25 protein-coding genes and 1 riboswitch are annotated in these 19,461 nt (G+C 65.1%); of the genes, 14 read left to right on the top strand and 11 right to left on the bottom strand.

Annotated features, from left to right (window positions below; genetic code table 11):
* Window positions 1-162: 162 nt before the first annotated feature.
* From AC3WTC_RS06540 to pnuC, 4 genes are all read left to right on the top strand, one after another.
* Complete coding sequence (locus AC3WTC_RS06540) at window positions 163-561, top strand: glycine zipper 2TM domain-containing protein (protein WP_025875877.1); 399 nt, start codon at window positions 163-165, stop codon at window positions 559-561.
* A 129-nt stretch (window positions 562-690) separates the two neighbouring features.
* The gene (locus AC3WTC_RS06535; RefSeq protein WP_080150313.1) at window positions 691-1,818 is read left to right on the top strand and encodes a phosphotransferase enzyme family protein; all 1,128 of its coding nucleotides are present in this window, start codon (window positions 691-693) and stop codon (window positions 1,816-1,818) included.
* Window positions 1,819-1,973: 155 nt separating this feature from the next.
* Window positions 1,974-2,069, top strand: a riboswitch (TPP riboswitch).
* A gap of 70 nt (window positions 2,070-2,139) precedes the next feature.
* The gene (locus tag AC3WTC_RS06530) at window positions 2,140-4,317 is read left to right on the top strand and encodes a TonB-dependent siderophore receptor (RefSeq protein WP_080150307.1); all 2,178 of its coding nucleotides are present in this window, start codon (window positions 2,140-2,142) and stop codon (window positions 4,315-4,317) included.
* Window positions 4,314-4,898: a nicotinamide riboside transporter PnuC gene (pnuC, locus tag AC3WTC_RS06525; protein ID WP_025875884.1), complete on the top strand. Its 585-nt coding sequence runs from the start codon at window positions 4,314-4,316 to the stop codon at window positions 4,896-4,898. The genes AC3WTC_RS06530 and pnuC overlap by 4 nt, the downstream gene beginning before the upstream one ends.
* 108 nt (window positions 4,899-5,006) lie before the next feature.
* Here the strand turns inward: pnuC and AC3WTC_RS06520 are convergent, their stop codons facing one another.
* The 7 genes from AC3WTC_RS06520 to AC3WTC_RS06490 form a co-directional block, all read right to left on the bottom strand.
* Window positions 5,007-5,423, bottom strand: a complete 417-nt coding sequence (locus AC3WTC_RS06520) for a TonB C-terminal domain-containing protein (protein ID WP_032978314.1) — start codon at window positions 5,421-5,423, stop codon at window positions 5,007-5,009.
* A gap of 160 nt (window positions 5,424-5,583) precedes the next feature.
* The gene (locus tag AC3WTC_RS06515; RefSeq protein ID WP_059063175.1) at window positions 5,584-6,558 is read right to left on the bottom strand and encodes a Dyp-type peroxidase; all 975 of its coding nucleotides are present in this window, start codon (window positions 6,556-6,558) and stop codon (window positions 5,584-5,586) included.
* A 105-nt stretch (window positions 6,559-6,663) separates the two neighbouring features.
* Window positions 6,664-6,933, bottom strand: coding sequence for a hypothetical protein (locus AC3WTC_RS06510; RefSeq protein ID WP_080150305.1), 270 nt, complete (start codon window positions 6,931-6,933; stop codon window positions 6,664-6,666).
* Window positions 6,934-6,940: 7 nt separating this feature from the next.
* Window positions 6,941-7,267 carry a hypothetical protein gene (locus AC3WTC_RS06505; RefSeq protein ID WP_080150303.1) on the bottom strand — a complete coding sequence of 109 codons (327 nt, stop codon included), beginning with the start codon at window positions 7,265-7,267 and terminating at the stop codon, window positions 6,941-6,943.
* Between the two features lie 24 nt (window positions 7,268-7,291).
* On the bottom strand, window positions 7,292-7,660 hold the full coding sequence (locus AC3WTC_RS06500; RefSeq protein WP_059063170.1) for a VOC family protein: 369 nt from the start codon (window positions 7,658-7,660) through the stop codon (window positions 7,292-7,294).
* 69 nt (window positions 7,661-7,729) lie between these two features.
* Window positions 7,730-8,497, bottom strand: coding sequence for a helix-turn-helix domain-containing protein (locus AC3WTC_RS06495; protein ID WP_080150302.1), 768 nt, complete (start codon window positions 8,495-8,497; stop codon window positions 7,730-7,732).
* A gap of 115 nt (window positions 8,498-8,612) precedes the next feature.
* Window positions 8,613-9,185 carry an OmpO family porin gene (locus tag AC3WTC_RS06490; RefSeq protein ID WP_025875896.1) on the bottom strand — a complete coding sequence of 191 codons (573 nt, stop codon included), beginning with the start codon at window positions 9,183-9,185 and terminating at the stop codon, window positions 8,613-8,615.
* A gap of 341 nt (window positions 9,186-9,526) precedes the next feature.
* Here AC3WTC_RS06490 and AC3WTC_RS06485 point away from each other — a divergent pair, with 341 nt between their 5' ends.
* The 4 genes from AC3WTC_RS06485 to AC3WTC_RS06470 all read left to right on the top strand — a co-directional run bounded on the left by AC3WTC_RS06485 (window position 9,527) and on the right by AC3WTC_RS06470 (window position 12,296).
* Complete coding sequence (locus AC3WTC_RS06485; protein WP_218788352.1) at window positions 9,527-10,117, top strand: hypothetical protein; 591 nt, start codon at window positions 9,527-9,529, stop codon at window positions 10,115-10,117.
* A 33-nt stretch (window positions 10,118-10,150) separates the two neighbouring features.
* Window positions 10,151-10,744: a hypothetical protein gene (locus tag AC3WTC_RS06480; protein WP_218788350.1), complete on the top strand. Its 594-nt coding sequence runs from the start codon at window positions 10,151-10,153 to the stop codon at window positions 10,742-10,744.
* Window positions 10,745-11,172: 428 nt separating this feature from the next.
* Window positions 11,173-11,442, top strand: a complete 270-nt coding sequence (locus AC3WTC_RS06475; RefSeq protein ID WP_025875897.1) for a hypothetical protein — start codon at window positions 11,173-11,175, stop codon at window positions 11,440-11,442.
* A 155-nt stretch (window positions 11,443-11,597) separates the two neighbouring features.
* On the top strand, window positions 11,598-12,296 hold the full coding sequence (locus AC3WTC_RS06470; protein WP_025875899.1) for a hypothetical protein: 699 nt from the start codon (window positions 11,598-11,600) through the stop codon (window positions 12,294-12,296).
* 39 nt (window positions 12,297-12,335) lie between these two features.
* Here the strand turns inward: AC3WTC_RS06470 and AC3WTC_RS06465 are convergent, their stop codons facing one another.
* Both AC3WTC_RS06465 and AC3WTC_RS06460 read right to left on the bottom strand, forming a co-directional pair.
* Complete coding sequence (locus AC3WTC_RS06465; protein WP_492711103.1) at window positions 12,336-13,532, bottom strand: GAF domain-containing sensor histidine kinase; 1,197 nt, start codon at window positions 13,530-13,532, stop codon at window positions 12,336-12,338.
* 204 nt (window positions 13,533-13,736) lie between these two features.
* Window positions 13,737-13,901, bottom strand: a complete 165-nt coding sequence (locus AC3WTC_RS06460; protein ID WP_279207914.1) for a hypothetical protein — start codon at window positions 13,899-13,901, stop codon at window positions 13,737-13,739.
* 11 nt (window positions 13,902-13,912) lie between these two features.
* Between AC3WTC_RS06460 and AC3WTC_RS06455 the strand changes: the two genes are divergently transcribed.
* The 3 genes from AC3WTC_RS06455 to AC3WTC_RS06445 all read left to right on the top strand — a co-directional run bounded on the left by AC3WTC_RS06455 (window position 13,913) and on the right by AC3WTC_RS06445 (window position 15,821).
* The gene (locus tag AC3WTC_RS06455) at window positions 13,913-14,185 is read left to right on the top strand and encodes a helix-turn-helix domain-containing protein (RefSeq protein ID WP_099786278.1); all 273 of its coding nucleotides are present in this window, start codon (window positions 13,913-13,915) and stop codon (window positions 14,183-14,185) included.
* A 72-nt stretch (window positions 14,186-14,257) separates the two neighbouring features.
* A complete protein-coding gene (locus tag AC3WTC_RS06450) occupies window positions 14,258-14,806 on the top strand; it encodes a TetR/AcrR family transcriptional regulator (RefSeq protein WP_025875904.1) in 549 nt (182 codons plus the stop codon).
* A gap of 28 nt (window positions 14,807-14,834) precedes the next feature.
* Window positions 14,835-15,821 (top strand): NAD-dependent epimerase/dehydratase family protein, encoded by a 987-nt coding sequence (locus tag AC3WTC_RS06445; RefSeq protein ID WP_354275536.1) that lies wholly within the window; start codon window positions 14,835-14,837, stop codon window positions 15,819-15,821.
* 3 nt (window positions 15,822-15,824) lie between these two features.
* Here AC3WTC_RS06445 and AC3WTC_RS06440 read toward each other — a convergent pair whose 3' ends face one another.
* Window positions 15,825-16,679 (bottom strand): AraC family transcriptional regulator, encoded by an 855-nt coding sequence (locus tag AC3WTC_RS06440; RefSeq protein ID WP_492711100.1) that lies wholly within the window; start codon window positions 16,677-16,679, stop codon window positions 15,825-15,827.
* A gap of 148 nt (window positions 16,680-16,827) precedes the next feature.
* Between AC3WTC_RS06440 and AC3WTC_RS06435 the strand changes: the two genes are divergently transcribed.
* The 3 genes from AC3WTC_RS06435 to AC3WTC_RS06425 all read left to right on the top strand — a co-directional run bounded on the left by AC3WTC_RS06435 (window position 16,828) and on the right by AC3WTC_RS06425 (window position 18,919).
* Window positions 16,828-17,598 carry an SDR family NAD(P)-dependent oxidoreductase gene (locus AC3WTC_RS06435; protein ID WP_140227939.1) on the top strand — a complete coding sequence of 257 codons (771 nt, stop codon included), beginning with the start codon at window positions 16,828-16,830 and terminating at the stop codon, window positions 17,596-17,598.
* Between the two features lie 211 nt (window positions 17,599-17,809).
* A complete protein-coding gene (locus tag AC3WTC_RS06430; RefSeq protein WP_492711098.1) occupies window positions 17,810-18,379 on the top strand; it encodes a TetR/AcrR family transcriptional regulator in 570 nt (189 codons plus the stop codon).
* A 63-nt stretch (window positions 18,380-18,442) separates the two neighbouring features.
* Complete coding sequence (locus AC3WTC_RS06425; protein ID WP_154879023.1) at window positions 18,443-18,919, top strand: nuclear transport factor 2 family protein; 477 nt, start codon at window positions 18,443-18,445, stop codon at window positions 18,917-18,919.
* Window positions 18,920-19,013: 94 nt separating this feature from the next.
* Here the strand turns inward: AC3WTC_RS06425 and AC3WTC_RS06420 are convergent, their stop codons facing one another.
* Complete coding sequence (locus AC3WTC_RS06420) at window positions 19,014-19,457, bottom strand: RidA family protein (protein WP_025875920.1); 444 nt, start codon at window positions 19,455-19,457, stop codon at window positions 19,014-19,016.
* Between the last annotated feature and the right edge of the window lie 4 nt (window positions 19,458-19,461).

The following is a 19,461-nucleotide window of genomic DNA, read 5'->3' as shown; positions in this document are numbered from 1 at the left end:
GCCTCGCTTCATGCCGCCTGACGCTAGATGAATGCGCAAGCCGCACGGGGATCGCGCGCAATGTTCCGGCAATGTCCGGGCACCAGCGTGGTCCCTACGGCAGCCGGGGCGCCCAGCGCCCTTCCTGCCCACCGTGGCATGCACCTCACAGGAGAACCCAACATGCTCAGCACTTCCGCACTCAGCTTCCGTGGTCTGGCGATGGCCCTGGCACTTCTTGCCGGCGTGGCCGTGGTCAGTGATGCCAGCGCGATGTCGAGGAAGGACAAGCGCACCGTGGTCGGTGCCGTCGTCGGCGGCGTGGCGGGTCACCTGATCTCCAACGGCGACCCGGCTGCCACCGTCGGCGGCGCGGTTGCCGGCGGCGCCATCGGCAACCTGACCACCTCCGACCGCCATGATCGACGCTACGACGGGCGCTATGACCGTCGCTACGACCGCCGTTATGACCGGGGCTACAACCGCGGCTATGGCTACGACCGCCGCGATGACCGTCGCTGGCAGCGCGAGCGCCATGACAACCGCTACTACCACGACCGCGGCCGCCATCGCGGCTGGTAAGCGCGCCGGCCACAGGCCGCACGTGGCGTCCCTGACGGGCGGGTCGATGACCCGCCCGTTTGCGTCTGTGGCGTCCATGGCGTTGAATGCGCAGCCTTGGATGTTCCATTACTCACCAGCGGCCGTGGCATGACTTCTTCCCCCCATCGCGTGCAGGGCCTCAACAACGACGAGGTCGTCGCCGACTGGCCGGCGATCGACGCGCAGGAGATCACCTGGCTGCGTGGCCACTTTCCGCAGCTGGGCGCGGACAGCACGCTGCGCTGGCACAGCCCGCGTCCGTTGTCGGCCGCGGCCATCGTCGACGGCACCGGCGGTCCGGTCTTCATCAAGCGCCACCACCACAGTGTGCGCAGCGCTGGAAGCCTGGAAGAAGAACACCGTTTCATCGCGCATCTGGCAACTGCCGGCATGCCGGTGGTGCAGGTGCTGGCCAGCAACGACGGCCGCACCGCACTCGAACACGGCCCGTGGACCTACGAACTGCATGCGGTGGGCGCCGGCAAGGACCTGTATCGCGAGCTGCCGTCATGGTCACCACTGACCGACATTGCCCAGGCCCACCAGGCAGGGCGCGTGCTGGCCACGCTGCACCGCGCGGCCGCCAGCTACCACGCCCCGCAGCGCAGTACCCATCTGCTGGTGGCACGCGACGACCTGATCCGCGCCGATGACCCGATCGCCGCGCTGAAGGCCGACCTCGGCAACCGCCCCGGGTTAGCCCGCTACCTGGCGCGCATTCCCTGGGAAGAACAGCTGCGCCGCGATGTGCTGCCGTGGCACCACGGCCTGGCCGCGCGCCTGCAGGACGAACCGCGGCTGTGGGCGCACAACGACTGGCACGTCTCCAACCTGCTGTGGAACGACGACGGCACGATTGCCACGGTGCTCGATTTCGGCCTGGCCTCGCCCACCAGCGCGCTGTTCGACCTGGCCACCGCGATCGAACGCAACGCGGTGGCCTGGCTGCAGCTGGAGCGCGGCACCGATGCTGTTCGCATCGACATCGCCCTGGCCCTGCTGGACGGCTATCGGCAGGAACTGCCGCTGTCGCCCACGCGCGTGCACCTGCTGGCCGACCTGCTGCCGATGGTGCATTTCGACTTCGCTCTGTCCGAAGTGGAGTATTTCGAGGGCGTCACCGGATCGACCGCGAACGCCGATGTGGCCTGGCAGCCGTTCATGCTCGGGCATCCGGCGTGGTTCGCCACGGCCCCCGGCCAGGCCCTGCTGGCGGCCCTGCACGCCGCCGCGTGAGCCGCGAGCCAGCAAACACGCGGGGTACTCAGTAGATCGACGCCATGCGTCGATGATGCGCTCGGCCGGGGTCAGATCCCTTTCCGTTGGAAAGGGATCTGACCCCGGCTGAAGGGCGGTAGCTCGCAAATCCGTACCATTTGTAGTGAAATGGTCACCTGAAGCGGGGGTGCCTGGATCTGCCAGGCTGAGAGAGTCCCTTGGAACCTGATCCGGTTTGCACCGGCGTAGGGAGCTTTGAGCCGCAGCCACACCCCCGTCATGGGCCGGTGCACCTGCGCGCCGTCGCTTCGTCTCCCTTGTTGTCTGAAGACGAATCGAATGAACCGCTGCCTGCGCCCCACCCTGCTCGCCCTCGCCCTGTGCGCCGCCCTGCCGCTGTACGCCAGCGAGGCAGGCACCGACGCTGCTGATGCGCCCTCCTCACCCACCGAACTGGCGGCGGTGCGCGTGCAGGCCGGCAAACCGAAGGCCGACACCTCGCGCGTCAACGCCTTCGGCGGCGGCTCGTGGAAGGACACCCCCGCCTCGGTGAACGTGCTGGAGCGCGACTACCTCGACCGCCGCCAGGTGCGTTCGCTGTCCGAGCTGGCCAGCAATGATGCCTCGCTGGGCGATGCCTATGCGCCGGTGGGCTACTACCAGAACATCGCCATCCGCGGCTTCGCGCTGGATGCGGCCACCGGCTACCGCTTCAACGGCATGTCCATCGCCGGCGAGCAGCGCCTGGCACTGGAGAACATCCAGGAAGTACAGATCCTCAAGGGCGAAGCCGGCCTGGCGGCTGGCGTGATGGCGCCCGGCGGCATCATCAACTACGTGGGCAAGCGCCCGGCGGAAGTGCGCACGGTCACCCTGGGCACCGATTCGGAAGGCTCGCGCTATGCCGCCGTGGATGTCGGCCACTGGCTGACCCCGCGCTTCGGCGTGCGTCTGAACGCGGCCTGGGATGCCAGTGATTCCTACGTCGAGCATGCCGACGGTCGGCGCAACTTCTATTCGCTGGCCACCGACTGGCTGATCGGCGAACACGGCAAGCTGGAAGTGGATGCCAACTACCAGACCAGCGCGCAGCGCTCGGTGTCCGGCTTCCAGCTGCTGGGCGCGCGCGACCTGCCGCGCGGCGTCGACCGCGAACGCCTGCTCGGCTACCAGCCGTGGCAGCGGCCGGTGGACATTGCCAGCACCAACATCACCGCGCTGCACACCTATGACTTCAACGATGCGTGGCAGTCGCGCGTCTCGTTCGGCCACAGCCGCTCGGTGATCGATGACAACGTCGCCTTCGCCTACGGCTGCTACTACACCGCAGGGTGCGCAGACGGCAGCGTGCCGGGCAACTACTTCGCCCCCAACGGCGACTACGACATCTACGACTACCGCAGCCCGGATGACACCCGCCGCAACCAGCAGGCCCGTGCCGAACTGCGCGGCAGTTTCGAGACCGGCAGCGTCGGCCACCAGCTGAGCATCGGCGCCGACTACTTCCGCCGCACCATCGACAAGCGCCCGAGCGTCAACGAGTACGTCGGCACCAGCAACATCCACGACGTGCAGGTGCCGGTGTTCGAGCCCTCGCCGAAGATGCCGGGTGCATCGGCACGGCGCCTGGACAGCCGGCAGACCGCGTTCTTCGCGCTGGACCGGATGAGCTTCGGCGATGACTGGCAGTGGCTGGCCGGCGGCCGCTTCGTGCGCCTGGACGAGCGCGCCTACGACAAGCGCGGCACGCCGCAGCGCCACAGCCGCCTCTCGCGCTTCCTGCCGCAGACCGCGCTGGTGTGGAAAGCCACCGACCAGCTCAACGCCTACGCCAGCTACGTGCGCGGCATTTCGCTGGGCCAGGAAGCACCGTTCTGGACGTCCAACGCCGATACCTTCCTGCCGTCGATGCAGTCGCGGCAGCTGGAAGTGGGCGTGAAGTACGTGCCAGTGGACGCCCTCACCCTGGGCGCGGCCGTGTTCCGCACCTCCCAGCCCTACCAGTACGCAAAGCCCGACGGCAGCGACGTCGGCTACACCTTCGTCGAAGAAGGCCAGCAGACCCATACCGGCCTGGAACTGACCGCCAACGGCCAGCTGACCGACGCGCTGCAGATCGTCGCCAGCGCCAGCGTGCTGCAGGCGCGCGCACGCGACACCGGCACCCCAGCCTATGAAGGCCATCAGCTGGTGAACGTGCCCAAGGTGCGCGCCAGCGTGCACCTGGCCTACGCGCTGCCGTTCGTTGAAGGCCTGGATGTGACGGGTGGCTGGCGCTATGCCTCCTCCAACGTGGCCCGCGCCGACGGCGGTGTGCGCGCACCGGACTACTCGGTGTTCGACGCCGGCCTGCGCTTCCAGCACCGCCTGCACGACCGTGCGGTCAGCTGGAACCTGTCGGTGGACAACCTGTTCAACCGCTTCTACTGGCGCGACACCGGCAGCAGCGGCGGTGACTACTACCTGTTCCCGGGTGCGCCGCGGCAGGCGCGCCTGTCGGTGACGTTCGCGCTGTGAGCGGCGTCGCGCTCGAGTGGACTGCCGCGCTCTTCAGCATCCTCGGGGTGTGGCTGATGGCAAAGCGACGGCTGGCCGCGTGGCCGGTCGGCCTGCTGTCGGTCGCGCTGTACGGCGCGGTGTTCGCCGAAGCCAAGCTGTACTCGGACACGCTGCTGCAGGTCGCCTTTGGTGGTTTCCTGGTCTACGGCTGGATCAACTGGCGCCAGCACGCCGCCGATGAAGGCAGCATCCGCATCGTGCCGCTGGCGCGCGGCAAGCTGCTGCGCGACCTGGCCATCGGCCTGTGTGGCGGCGTGGCGCTTGGCGCCGGCATGCACACCTTCACCGATGCAGCGTTGCCGTGGCTGGACGCGATGCTGACCGCACTGAGCCTGGTCGGGCAATGGTGGCAGGCCCGCCGGCACACCGCCTGCTGGTGGGTGTGGATCGTGGTGGACGTGGTCTACGTGGGCGCCTATCTGTTCAAATCGCTGCACGTGACTGCTGCGTTGTACGTGTTCTTCCTGGGCCTGGCATTGTTCGGCCTGCGGGCGTGGCGCGCCGCCGCGCGCGAGCCGCAGGCAGTACCTGCGCAGTAGAGTCACGCCATGCGTGGCTGCGTTTGGTAGATGCCGACCTTGGTCGGCAGGTGAGCGCCAACCAAGGTTGGCGTCTACCGATGCCCGGCATCCACGCATGGCGTGGATCTACTGGGTAAGGGTCAGCCCCAATCGCAGTGGCTGGCGCATGTCCTTCGGCGGCGCCGCCGGCAACGGCGTGGCCTGCAGCGCCGCACGCAGATCGGCATCGACCTGTGCATCACCCAGGCTGTCGAATTCCAGTTTCGAGATAGCGCCATCGCCGGCGATCCACACGCTCACCACCAACGGCGCCGGCGCATCGGGGTGTTCCTGCAGCCAGGCCAGCAGGCGCTGCGCGTGCGGATCCTGCTCCTGCTGCAGACGCTGCTGCAACTCGCCGCTGACGGAGGCGGCATAGGCCATCCAATGCGCAGGCGCGTCCTGTGCGGACACGCTGGCGCTCCCCAGCGCCAACAGGCCCAGCAACCATGCCAACGGGCGCCAGCCACGGCGCGAGGTGCGCTTGTTTCCTGCGGAAGCCATCACCCACGTCTCCACGTCCATCCCAACGCGTCATGGTCGGCGCCGTAGATGACAGGCAGATGGCGGCGCAGTAGAGCCACGCCATGCGTGGCTGTTCCGGGCAACCGGTTGATCCATCCACGCATGGCGTGGATCTACCTGGCTGCCCCACCCGGCGTGATCAGTCGCCCAGGTCGGCCAGCACCTTGCGCGAGGGCGCAAAGAAGGTGACGCCGGTGGTCGCGGTGGAGAAATCGAGAATGCGGTCGTGCAGCGGCGCCGGATTGCCGATGAACATCCGCTCCAGCATCTTCTCGATCACCCACAGCCGACGCGTGTAGCCGATGAAGTAGGTGCCGTACTCGCCGCGCCCCGGATTGGCGAAGGGCATGTTGTCGCGCAGGATCTCGTGCTCGCCGTCGGCATCCTCGATGGTGCACAGCGTCTTGTGCGACTTCTGCGCGTCGGCCGGTGCGTCGTCCAGCTCGATGTTGTCGTGCTTGGTGCGTCCGATGATCGCCTCCTGCGCCTCGGTCTTCTGCGCACGCCAGGCATCGAGGTTGTGCAGGTACTTCTGCACCACCACGTAGCTGCCACCGGCATGGTCGGGATCCTCGTCGCCGACGATGGTCGCCTCCGGAAGTGACAGGCCTTCGGGGTTGGCCGTGCCGTCGACGAAATCGAGCAGGTCGCGGCCGTCGAAGTAGCGGAAACCGGCCACGTCATCCACCGCGTCCACCGCATCGCCGAAGGCCATCATCAGGTTGCGCTCGAAGGCCACGATCAGATCCATCGTGCGTGCACGGATGTGGTACAGCAGGTCGCCCGGCGTGGAGACTGCCGTGTGGGTCGCACCCTTCACTTCCTGGAACGGCTTCAACTCGCGCGGCGGCGTACTGCCCACCAGCGGCGCCCACACGCGGTGGCCGATGGCCACGTTGCAGGTGAAGGTGCGCTCGATCTCGCGGATGGCGGTGTTCTTGATCAGGTCATCGGTGCTGGCCAGCACCTCGCGCACCTTCGCCAGCGATGCCGCATCGTCCTTCACCGTCAGCACCAGGAACGCGGCCGAATGGGTCAGCGGCGCGGTGATCTGCTGCGGCTCGTTGTCGAGCGTGTGGTTGAGGGCGGTGATGGGTGCGGGCTGGGCGTTCACGATGGTTCCTGCTGGCTTGAGGCGGGCACATCGCCTGCGGCGATGTGCGGGCGATCATAGCGGAACGACCTTGCCGGCGACGGAGCGGTTCTCAGTTCGCGGTGGTCAGCCGACGGGCGCCAGCCACTCGTCGGCAAGCACCTGTGCCTGCTGCCCGCTGTCGGTGATCGAGTGCTGCGGCTGCTGCACCCACCACTCCCCGTGCCACTGCGGCCGCATGTGTCCGCGCAGGAACCGCTCGACGCGAAAGCGCTGCCCGACACGAAGGATGCAGGCCAGCCGCGTGCGGTCCTGCGAGACCACGGATACCTGCAGCTGCCAGCCGTCCGCAGCATCGCGCAGCAGATTCGCTCCATCGATCTCGATCACGTCCATGCTGTGGCTACGCCGTGGTCACGGTGAACTGCTGCGGTGTGCGCCACGCAATCCGCAGGTAGGGTCCCTCCAGCACACCGCCATCGCGGAGATGCTCGAACACGTCGGCCGGAAACCACTCCCTGCCCGCCGAGAAGGCAACGCCGAGATCACGCAGGCGGAGGAAGACGGCGGCCTTGGCTGCAGCGTCGGGGACCGGCAGGGTGAGGGTGTTTTCATCGCCAGCGGTGAAGCCCAGCGACTGCAGCGAGGCCCGCGAGCGGCCATTGAACAGCATCACCTTGATGCAGTTGCCGTCGGCCTGCCTTACATAGGCATCGATGTGCGTTTCCATTGGCGGATTGTAGAGGCAGACGGATCAGCTGGCGTCGCTCCACACCGCCAGCACGTAGCCGTCCAGATCGCGGAAATGGAAGCGACGGCCGCCGGGAAAGGCAAACACGGCCTGCACGATCTCGCCGCCCGCTGCGAGGATGCGCTGCTGCGCGTCGGCAAGGTCCACGCAGTACACGATGACCAGCGCGCCTCCTGAGGGCGTCACTGCCTCGTCGGCGACAAAGCCACCTTTGAGGCGGCCGTCATCGAACTCGGTATAGGCCGGGCCGTAGTCGGTGAAGGACCAGCCGAAGACCTGCCCATAGAACTGCTTGCTGCGGGCGATGTCGGCGACGTTGAATTCGATGTTGTCGATGCGGCGTTCGGCACTGGTGGTGTCTGCGTGGCTCATGGTGCGGCTCCGTGGTTGGAGCGCCCAGCATCGGTCAGGGTCGGGCCCGGGTCTTGAACGAAACGGCCATCAACGTCCCCACTGCTGGCGCAGCGCGCTTGCCGTCAGGCCGGCAAGCTCGCGGGCTTCGCGGCTGAGGTGGGCCTGGTCGGCATAGCCCGCCTCCACGGCCAGCATCGCCAGACTGTGCGCGGGTTGGGTCTGGCTGCAGCGCAGGAACCGCTGCAGACGCAGGATCCGCTCCAGCGACTTTGCCCCGTAACCGAACTGTGTCTGGCTGAAGCGACGCAGGGTGCGCGGGCTCATGGCCAGTTGTGCGGCGAGTGCGTCGATGCTGGCATCGCCTCTGGCAGCGTGCGCGAACAGCGCATGCGCGCGGCGTGTGTGTTCGTCCAGCACGGCCGCCGGCATGTTCCGCTGCAGGCTGTCAGCCAGGCGCTGCAGGCGCTGGTCGGGCGCGGCGTCACCGATCCAGGCCGCAGCCTGCGTCGCCCAGCGGGTATTGAATTCGATCAGGGGCACGGCTTGGCCGACGATGCCGGACAAGTCGATGCCGAGCGCAGACGATGCCTGCCCAGGCCGGAACCGCGCGCCCAGCACCTGTGCCCCGGGGGCCAGTTGCGGGTGTGCGGCGGTACGGTCCGGTCCCACCACGAACAGCGCACCATCACGCCAGAGAATGTCCACGCATCCATCGGGCAGCACGGTGATGCTGCCACTGGCATCAGCAGGCAACTGGCTTTGCCAGAGCTGGCCGAACTGGCCACGCAGCGGCGCAGGCGCCAGGTGTTCCTGGTAGGCCGAGCCGGTGCCAGCGGGAGTGGAGGGATCGCCCATGCCCCATTGTGGCAAAGCGATGCCGGAAAAAGAGAAGCCCGGCACGAGGCCGGGCTTCGCTGGCGTGTGGGAGAGAGATCACACGCCAGTTACACGCACTAACGACAGGCGTTTGTTACCAGCTGAAGCGCGGGCCCACGAACCACTCGCGGTCGCCGGCCTTGGCCAGCTTCACTTCGCCACTCAGGCCCCAGTTCTGGTTGAACTTGGCGGTGGCGCCGACACGGCCGTAGAACTCGCCGTCCGGGTTGATGCCGTGCTTCTTGCTGTAATCCTCGTAACCGGCCAGCGCATAGCCTTCCAGGTACGGGTTGAACGCGGTGCGCACGCCCACTTCAGTGGAGTAGCCGTTGAAGTCCAGGCCGTGCTTCATGTCGAACTTCTGGTATGCAACACGAGCCACCAGGTCGGTGTTCGGTGCGATGCCGTAGTTGTAGCCGGCACCGATGCGCCACTGGTCGACATCGTTCTTGAAGGTGTCGGTTTCCTGCTTGCTGTAATCACCGAAGATGTGGAAGTTCGGGTGCACGGCAACCGAGCCCTTCACGCCCCAGCCATCAGCGTCGCCGCCCTTGGCATCGGTGTTCACGTAGCCGCCTTCAACGTAGTTGTACGACAGGCCATCGGCAGCCGATGCGGCGAACGGCAGCGCGGCCAACAGACCCAGGGCAAGCAGCGAATTCTTGATCATCGGGATACACCTTTCATTATTTTGGTTTCGTCGAACGCCCCTCGGGAGGGGAGGGAGGAGAGGCGTTCGACAGGTGTGAATTATCCGTTTGTTGATGAAATCGGCCCTGAATATTGAACTGACCGGTACATGAATGAGGTTCCTGTTCAGGGAACTCTCGACACGTCATGTGGGCGAACACGCATTGTTGCGTCAGCGCAGAAGGGGAGGTCTCGTCGCCTTTCTGCTTTCCGATCTTCGGTTTGCTGCGGCACCAAGGCAGATTTACAAATTTTCCTATGGCGACTCATTCGTGCCCTCTCTACCATCCGCGGCCACTATCCGCCCTAGGAATGCGCGTGAGACCTTTCCTGCTCCAAAGCCTCATCTGTGTCGCCTGTCTTGCTCCTGCCGTGGCCGCTTCGCAGGGCCTCGTCGCCGAGCCAGCTGCGCCACCAGACGTTGCCTCGCCCAGGACGTACACGAAGGACGGGCTGAAGATGCAGGTGCCCGGGAACTGGACAGTCGTAGAAGACCATCCCAGTGACGGGGAAAACCATCGACGGGTGTTCATCGAAGCCGACAAGACCCGTTTCGAAGTGTTGACCCTCGATGTGGGGGTCGTTCTCATCCACACGAGCGAGGTCCTCTCGCTGCCGGATTGGGCCGCCCATTTGTACTCACTGGATGTGGGGGACAGCCAAAACTACGGACCGCCCAAGTATTCCGCCTACCAGCTGGCGCCAGGCGTGAAGGCTCATGCAACGCAGTTCCGGCACAAGCTCTTCGAAGACGACCAACCGTATGCCCGAAGCCTGCACGTGTTGGCCGTCAAGCGGTGCGGCGTGGAGTGGAACTGCTACGCCTCCACTTGGACGTTGGAGGCAAATCGCAACGCCGCGGAAGCGGGCATTCGAAAGATCTTGGAAACCGCCACGTTCGCGGACTGATTCGTGCTGCGCGCACGCCACCCAAGAGCTCATATGAAGCGTCCTTTGAACCACCTACTGCTTGCCATCGCGCTGATCCTGCCAACGGCTGCCGTGGCCTGCAGCCGCACGCCCGCGCCGCAGCCCGCGCCTCGTGCCGATGTTGCTTCGCCCAAGAGATACACGGTCGATGGGCTGAGGCTGGAGCTGCCTGGAAACTGGTCTGTGGCATGGGCCGGATTCGACGAAGAGACGGACAACCGCTACTTGCATGTCGAAGCCGACTTGAAGCGGCCTGGGCAGATCGAGCTTGAACTCAGGGTGGACGTTGCCTTCGTCGATCAGGCGGTCACGTTGTCGGAGTGGGCATCTGCGAAATATGGAGCGCAGCAGGACGTGGCGCCCTTGGAGACTCCCACGTATTCAGCATTCGAGCTTTCTCCTTCCATCCAGGCATATTCGACCCGGTTCCAGGACGACCGTTTCCCCGCAGGTCATCCGAAACGCGAACGGGTGCAACTGGTGGCCATCCGGGGCTGTGGTCGCGGTTGGTCCTGCTATGCGTCTACTACTACGGTCGAGGCCAATCGCGAAGCGGCTGAGGCAGGAATGCGCCTGATGCTGGAATCGATGACCTATACCCTTTGAGTTGGAATCGCGTTATCTGCCAGCTTGCGGCACCGCTTGACCGTGGTTCCCCGCGTGAGGATCTACAAGACCATGCAGTAGCCCACGAAATGCAGTCCGGGGTGCCTGATCGCTTCGTGCAGCTGATCGCTATGAGGCCTGCACGCACGAAACCGCGGTGCGGGCGTCGATGTTGTTGCGTCACGCCCATCTGCGCCCATTGAGAGGAACAACGCGAGTCGGCTTCAGGCTGATGAATTGGAGAGATCGAAGTGGCACAAGGACATCAACCGATGCAGCAGAGCTCGCTTGTTCCCGCTTGTTAAGGATTGCTGATTGCCCGACCTTCACAGGCCATCCACGTCTTCCAACTGCAGCTGAAAGCACTTCGCAGCGGCGGGAACAAACGCCGCTATATTCCAGACTCCCCAGACGAAGGAGGGAGTGGAATGTTCCTGACCAAGCAGCAAATCAACGCGGCACGTGCCGTCACCGTAGCCATCGTTGCTACCGTAAGCCTCGGTGCTTGCGCCACCTACAAAGACGAATTTGCAACGATCAACTCGCGTCTCGACCAGCTCGACGTGAAGGTGCAGGGCGCGGCGCAGAGCGCCGAATCCGCCAACCAGTCTGCACAGCAGGCCAACCAGCGTCTGGATCAGATCGAAGGCCGCGTGCAGCAGCTCGAAAGGGTCCCCGGCCGCAAGCCGCGCGGGTAACCGCTCTCCACCCACTTTGATGAACGCTTGAACCAGACACCAGTGTCCTTCACCGGCCACTGGTGTCTTTCAGCCTCTCGGTCGTCATCCGAAGGAGCCGTCCCATTCGTACGTACTCACTCCCTGCACGCCGGGCCGTATCGGCCACGCTGGCCATCGCGCTGGCACTGGCAGGAACCGGCGCAGCCAGCGCCAGGAACGCCAAGGAAGCCAAGGACGCACCCACGGAAACGGCGACCGCCGCCGATGAACTTCCGCAGGGCCAGGAGGTATCCGATACGGTGATTGAACTGGCCGGCTGGGTCGTGGCCAGCAAGGACAACCAGGGCTATCCGTTCGCGATCATGGACAAGGCGGCTGCGCAGGTCCTGGTCTTCGGCGGTGACGGCAAGCTGCGCGGCGCAGCGCCAGCGCTGTTTGGTTCGGCCATCGGCGATCACTCGGCACCCGGCGTCGCCAAGCTCGCACTGAGCGCGATTCCCGGCCACGACCGCACCACCCCGGCTGGTCGTTTCATTGGCGCCTATGGCCCGTCCGAGGACGCCGGACGCGTGCTGTGGGTGGACTACGATTCCGCCGTTTCAATGCACCCGCTTCCCCCGGGCACCCCGAAAGAGAAGCGCAGCGAACGACTGGCATCGGCCACGCCGGACGACAACCGTGTCACCCATGGCTGCATCAATGTCTCGCCCGGGTTCTACGAGCAGATCGTGCATCCCACGTTCGAGAAGGGCGGCGTGTTCTACGTGCTGCCGGACAAGGACTCGATCGAAGAAACGTTCCCGGAGTTCGCGCAGAGTCGCGCGTCTGCGAAGGACGTGGATGAAAAAGACGCGCGACACGCCCGCAAATGAAACCCGGTTGAAGGCTGCGGTCGTGGTCGCGGCAGACCGCTACGGAAGCTCCAGCCTGGGCATCTTGAACGTGAACAAGGTGCCGGCGGCCGCACTGGACTCCACCTCCAATGTGCCGCCATGGGACCGCGCGATCTCCGACGCAATGTAGATGCCGAGGCCGAGACCGGGCCGCGGACGCTCACTCTTTTCACGTGAGAATGGGCTGAAAATCGCGTCCAACCTCGCTGATGGAATGTGTCCCTCGTTGTGTACGTCGAGCGTGAGCATTTCCGGCTCGGAGTGGACGGTCAGCGTAATCGGGGACGAGCGCTCTCCGTGTACCGCTGCATTGGTGAGCAGGTTGGCCAGGAGCTGTGCCAATCTGCTCGGGTCGCAGACCACGTCGTCGTCTATCTGTATGTGGACCTTGATGTCCTGGCGGCCAGTGGCGATTGCCACCTCTTCCACAACCCGCTTCAGGTCTTCTTCCAGCGTGCTTGTCAGCTGCAGCGCGATGGGAATGCCGCCGCCCAGACGTCCCCTGGCGAAATCAAGCACGTCGTTGATCAGTCCGTCCATTCTGGCAACGCCGGAAGTGATGTGCGCGAGCATCCGTTGCTGGCGCTCAGTGCCCGCCTCACATGCCAGCGAATCTGCGGCGATGCTGATGGCCTGCAGCGGACTGCGCAGGTCATGACCCAGCACGGCAATGAACTGGTCGCGCAGGTCGGCGACACGATGCGCATCGGAGAGCGCGGATTCCGCTCGCACAAGGCGATCTTCCTTGTCGAGGTAGCTTCCTACCAGGTCGGCCAGCAGCTCCATGGAGCGTTGGACGTGGGCTACGTCGAAGTTGGCCGGTGCCGAATCAATCGCGCAGAGCGTGCCGAAGAAGCTCCCGTCTGGCCGATGGATGGGAACGGACGCATAGCTCTCAAGCCCGTAGATCCGTGGCGTGTGATGCCGGGAGTAAATCGGGTGCTCGCTTGCATGCGCAAATACAACTGACGTCGCCGACTGCCTGATCTCGTCACAGATGGTGGTCTCAAGCACCAGTTGGCCACCGGGAACCAACCCGAACCCCAGGGTGTCGAAGGTGGCGCACGCGGTCCAGGTTGTCTGGGTCACGCGGGCAATAGCCGTGAATCGTGAGCCCGTGATGTGGGCGACGGTCTCCAGGATTCGCGGCACGGCCTGGATTCGACCAATCTCGGCGATGTCGTCCAGCAGATTGGGGTCCGTCAGCTTCTGCATGGTCGCTCGTCCGGTGGGCACCGCATCATCCCATGGAACCGTTGTGTAGGTTGATGCGAGGGTGATTGCGGCCTTTTCAGGCTTGGTCGTGGCGGACACCCGGGCCCCCTGCGGGAGGTGAACGACCGATCTGTCCGAATGCAGACATTGCGCAGGTCAGGCCATCTCCTTGGTCTCGTGGTCGCGCCGATCGTCGATGACCGTTCAGAGCTTGATTTCCAGCGTTGCCCGATACAACAGCGCCGTCTTGCGGCGCCGCTCGATATCCGTCGAGCCGCTCTCGTCGAAGTAGGCGTTCCCCGAAATGATCGCCTGCTGCAGCAGTTGCCCACGCTCACGCGGAGCTTGCTCTTCCTGCTGATGCTGCATCGCACGTCAGGTTGAAGACAGAGGGTACCGAAACCTCCACTGCGGCCGTGACCCAGCTGCTGAAAGGTCTTGTAGGTGCTGGCTACGTGGACAAGCAGGAGGCAGCCGACGACCGGCGCAAGGTGCGGGTGAAGGTGCCGGCCGCCGGTCGAGCGCGCCACCGGCAGCGCGAAGCGAACATCCAGCAGTGGATGCAGCAGGCGCTGGCGCAGTACTCCGAGGCCAAGCTGTCGGCGGCCACGCAGATCCTGCGCCAGCTGGGCGCGCTCTACGACGCGCTGTAGGCCGCCCAGAGGGCTTTACACCAGCGCATCCACATTTATAATCGACCGGATGGTTAAATATGGAATCCGGTGATGGGCCGTCGCAAAAGTATTGATCCGCAGCAGCTCCTTGATGCTGCCGAGCGCGTTGTCGCCCAGGTAGGGGCGGCGCGCCTGACGTTGGATGCGGTGGCCGCCGAAGCCGGGGTCAGCAAGGCCTCGGTGGTCTACGACTTCCAGTCCAAGGCCGGTCTCATCCAGGCCGTGGTCGAACGTGCGGTGGCCCGCGACAACGCCTTCAACCGCGAGGCGGCCAAGGGGTTCAACCAGGATGCGCTGCTGCGCGGTCGTATTGCCGCAGCGGCCCAGCCCTTTCCCGAGGCATTCCAGCCGGTGGCCTTGGCGCTGTGCGCGGCCATGGCCCAGGATCCACAGCTGCGCGCGCCCATCCAGCACAACCAGGCGCAGATCCTGGCCGAGATCCAGCAGCAGGCCACGCACCCACGCAGCGCGTTGCTGGCATACCTCGCGCTGGAGGGTATGAAGCTGCTGGAGTCGCTGGACTACGTGCAGTGGCCGGCCGCGCAGCGGCAGCAGCTGCTGCAGGACATTGGCGCGTTGATCGAGACGCCGCCGCGCTGAACCCGTTCTCTCCCCCGAGGTAACCCTGATGAGTTCTTCCACCCTCTTCCTGACCGGAGGAAGCGGCTACGTGGGCCGCAATCTGATTCGCCGCCTGTGTGCAGACGGTCACCACGTGCGTGCGCTGGTGCGCAGCCCCCAGGCGGCGGCGGTGGTACAGGCGCTGGGCGCCCAGCCGGTACACGGCGATCTGCTGGACCCCGGCATCGCTGCGGCGATGGAGGGCTGCGCCGCGCTGATCCACGCGGCCGCCGACACCGACCACCGAAATGCTTCACCCAGCCAGTGGCAGACCAACGTGGAAGGCACCCGCAACGTGCTGACGGCCGCCCGTACTGCGGGTGTGTCGGTGGCGATCGTGCTGAGCAGCGAATCGGCACTGACCACCGGTGCGCCTTTGCAACAGGCGCGCGAGGACCATCAGTATCCGGCGCGCGCAGCAGGCATCTACGGCGCGAGCAAGGCTGAAGCAGAACGGGTGGCGATCGCGCTGTCCACACCGCATTTCGCAGTGAAGGTGCTGCGACCAAGATTTGTCTGGGGCCGCGACAACACGACCGCTATGCCCTACTTGCTGCAGGCCGTACGCAGCGGCCGCTTCGCCTGGATCGACGGCGGGCACTACCTCACCTCGTCCACCCACGTGGACAACCTGGCTGAAGCGGTCTGCTGCGCCTTGACGCGCGGTGCGGGCGGCCGTGTCTACCACATCTGCGATGGTGCGCCCGTGCCGTTCCGCCGTCTGATTGGCGCTCAGTTGCTGGCTTATGGCGTACAACCGCCTGAAAAACAGGTGCCGCGTGCGCTGCTGCGTGTTTTCATCGGACTGGATGACCTTTTCCGCAGACTGCGGCTGCCTCTGCGTGCGCCAATGACCCGCCAGGAGTTCGCATCTTCAGCGGTGGAGGTCACGCTGGATGACAGCCGTGCACGCAGCGAGCTTCGCTATCGGCCGGCGGTTACGCTGGAAGCCGGAATCGCGATGCTGCAGCGCCAAGTGGCCGAGCAAGGCTGATACTCATCGAGCGATCGGCGGGAGAGCCTCGCGCGGTGCGTGGCCGAACAGCCGACTGAACTCGCGGCTGAACTGAGAAGGGCTCTCGTAGCCCACGGCGAACGCGGTGGCGGAGATGCTGGTGCCGCCCCCCTGCAGCAGGCGACGTGCCTCGATCAGGCGCAGCTGCTTCTGGTACTGCAGCGGTGACAGGCCCGTTGCCGCACGGAAATGCCGATAGAACAGCGCGCTGCCCATGCCTGCACGGCTGGCCAGCGCGGCCGCATCAAGCGGTTGCCGGAAGCTGCGTTGCAGGGTACGAATCGCGCCCGCCATCCGCCGTGCCAAGGGAGATGGCTGGGCCATCGCCAGCAGTGCTGGCCCTGCTTCACCCTGCAACAGACGAAACAGCAGCTCACGCTGTAGGGCAGGCCACAGCAGCCGCTGGGCGTCGGGCGTGTCGAGGGCCAGCTCCAGCAGACGCAGCAGACAGCTCAGTACGGGTGAATCCAGCGCTACCACACTGAATGGCGCAGGATGAGGCGCTTGGCCTGTAGGTGGGTTGCCCAACTGGCTCAGCAACTGTCGCAACAAGACGGTGTCCAACTCCACCACCAGCCCCAGAAAATGCGTCTGGTGGTTGCCCCGGGCGGCCATCCCGCGAGCGGGAACGGGCTGACGGGTGAGTAGTGCATCGCCGGCGCGATATTCCAGCACCGCATCGCCCACCCATACCTGTTTGGCCCCCTGTAGCACCGCCGCCACCGCGGGACGGTACAGAGCCGGGGCCGGAGCGCGCGTTGATCCTGTACGCGCCAGCCAAGCGCCGGGCAGAAGTTCCAGCAGCGGCTCCGCGTCCAGGCTGCGTGCGCGCAGCACCGCCTGCGCCTGCAGCGCTAATGCACGCAGCGGGGCTTGGCGATCACAGGTAGCAGGGGAATCGGGCAAGGATCGTGTGCAATTGGGCAAGTGCGGACGGCACCGTGGGCGCAGCATGTCACGCTCCGTTTCACGAGACAAAGCCACCATGAACAGCGTACACACCCCGCGCACGATCGCCCTGGTTACCGGCGGCAGCCGCGGCATTGGCCGCAGCATTGCCCTCCACTTGGCCAGGCAGGGTAGCGACGTGATGATTACCTACCAGCATCAGCAGGTTCAGGCCGCCGAAACCCTGCGCCAGATCGAAGCCTATGGCGTACGCGCCGCGATGCTGCCGCTGGATCTGGATGCGATTGGATCACTGGAGACCTTCGCATCGGCTGTGCGGGCACAATTGCAGCGCTGGGGTGCATCGCACTTCCAACAGCTGGTGAACAATGCAGGGCTGCACGCACCATCGGCGTTCGGTGAGATCCGCGGCGATGACATCGACCTGCTGTACCGCGTGCATTTCAAAGCGCCACTGCTGCTGACCCAGTTGCTGGCGCCGCAGCTGGCCGATGGCGGCGCCATCATCAACATCTCCACCAGCCTGACCCGCCACGTGGCTGCGGGCAGCCTGGTGTACGCAGCAATGAAGAGCGCACTGGAAACCGCCACCCGCTATCTCGCGCTCGAGCTGGGACCGAAGGGCATCGCGGTCAACGCCGTAGCCCCTGGCGCCACCGAGACCGACTTCTTCGGCGGTGCAGTGCGCGACGATGCCGCCGTGAACCACTACGTGGCACAGCACACGGCGATGGGACGTACGGGTCGCCCCGACGACATCGGCATGGCCGTGGCAAACCTGCTGGCGGGAGGCAGTCATTGGATTACCGGTCAGCGCATTGAGGCCTCAGGAGGAATGCTCCTGTAAGCGACTAGAGGGCCTCGCGATGTCAGCTTCTGGCCGAAAGCGGAAGCTGGCGTGTGCATGCCATCCGAGTCAGATATTGGTCAGCCCGGCCGGGCGCTACAGGTTGTGGAAATGTCCGGATTACCTGGCAGGTCGCCTTCGGCAACTGTGCCGCAGAGCTGATGTGTAATCGCTGGTTGACAAGGTAGAACGATCGTTCTACCTTGGCGCCATGGATAAGACAACGACCGACACTCGACTGAAGATCCTGGACACGGCGGAGGCGCTGATTTACCAGAACGGAATACATGCGACCGGCATGGATCTGCTGGTGAAGACCTCTGGCGTTGCGCGCAAGAGCATTTACCGACACTTTGAAAACAAGGACCAGGTTGCCGCAGCCGCGCTGAGCGCGCGGGACGTGCGCTGGCTCAACTGGTTCAGGCAGGAATGCGACAAGGCCGGCAGCCCGGAAGCGCGCATCCTGGGCATGTTCACGGTGCTCAAAGGTTGGTTCAAGTCCGAGGGCTATCGCGGCTGTGCCTTCATCAACACGGCAGGCGAGGTCGGCGATTCTCACGACCCGATCCGCAGGATCGCCAAGCACCACAAGCAGAAACTGCTCGATTACACGCTGGAGCTCACCGGGCAACTGAACATCGCGCAGCCGGCCGTTCTGGCGCAGCAGCTGCTGCTTCTGATGGAAGGCGCCATCACCGTATCGCGCGTGATGGGTGACTACGACGCCGCAGACACCGCAAGGGAAGTTGCGCAGTTGTTGTTGAAGCAAGCCACGCGCTAACGCCGCAGTAACCGAAATCCCGCCGCAGTACCCCGTTCATCCATTTCCACTGGAGGCCCCACCGTGTCCGCAGAAGCACCCCGTCCCCCCCTTCCCCCGTTCACTCTCGAAGCGGCGATCCAGAAGGTTCGATTGGCAGAAGATGGCTGGAATTCCCGCGATGCCGACAAAGTGGCGCTTGCCTATTCGCTCGACACCCAGTGGCGAAACCGCGCCGAGTTCACCAACGGCCGCGAGGAAGCCCGGCAGTTCCTTGCCCGAAAGTGGAAGAAAGAGCTTGAGTACCGCCTGATCAAGGAGTTGTGGGCATTCACCGGCAACCGCATCGCCGTGCGCTACGCCTATGAATGGCGCGACGACTCTGGAAACTGGTTCCGCTCCTATGGAAACGAGAACTGGGAATTCGGCGCGGATGGTCTGATGGAGCGCCGCTTCTCGTGCATCAACGATATGCCCATCAAGGACAGCGAACGCAAGTTCCACTGGCCACTGGGGCGCCGCCCGGATGATCACCCGGGGCTGTCCGACCTGGGCATGTAAGTTGCGGAGCCAACGTGAGGAAGGCCTGCGGGCGTGAATGCGCCCGCGGGCTTTCCATGTCAGCGCGGGGTGCTCCTTCGCTTCAGGGGGCCGGCTACGGCTGCACTTCAGCGCGGAACGCGATCTCGATCAACTGTTCGGGGAAGGCGAGCGCGGAAACCCCGATGAGGTTGCTGGCCACCTGGGGAACAGGCTGGCCATAGACGGCAGGCCTGACCTTGCTGCTGGCGGCGAACGCCGCAGGCACATCAATGACAAACAGGGTTTCCTCAACCACATCCGCCAACGATCCACCCAGCTCGGCCAACAACACCTGCGCGTTCTCGTAGGTGCGCTTCATCTGCGCTTCCATGGTGTCGAAGTTGGCAGGCTTTCCATCAGCGCCCAGAGCGGCCGGCGCCACCAGCTGTCCCTCCGGCGTGTGCGAGAGCTGGCCCGACACGAAGATCGAATTGTTCACGCGCACGGCCTGTACATACCCATAGGCCGATTCCCACGGCACGCCGAAGCTGGCCGTCTTGCGGTTGGAGGTACTCATTGCG

It is taken from the genome of Stenotrophomonas sp. FW305-C-20-S1, assembly GCF_058783335.1.
This window is presented reverse-complemented; position numbering and strand designations above follow the sequence as displayed.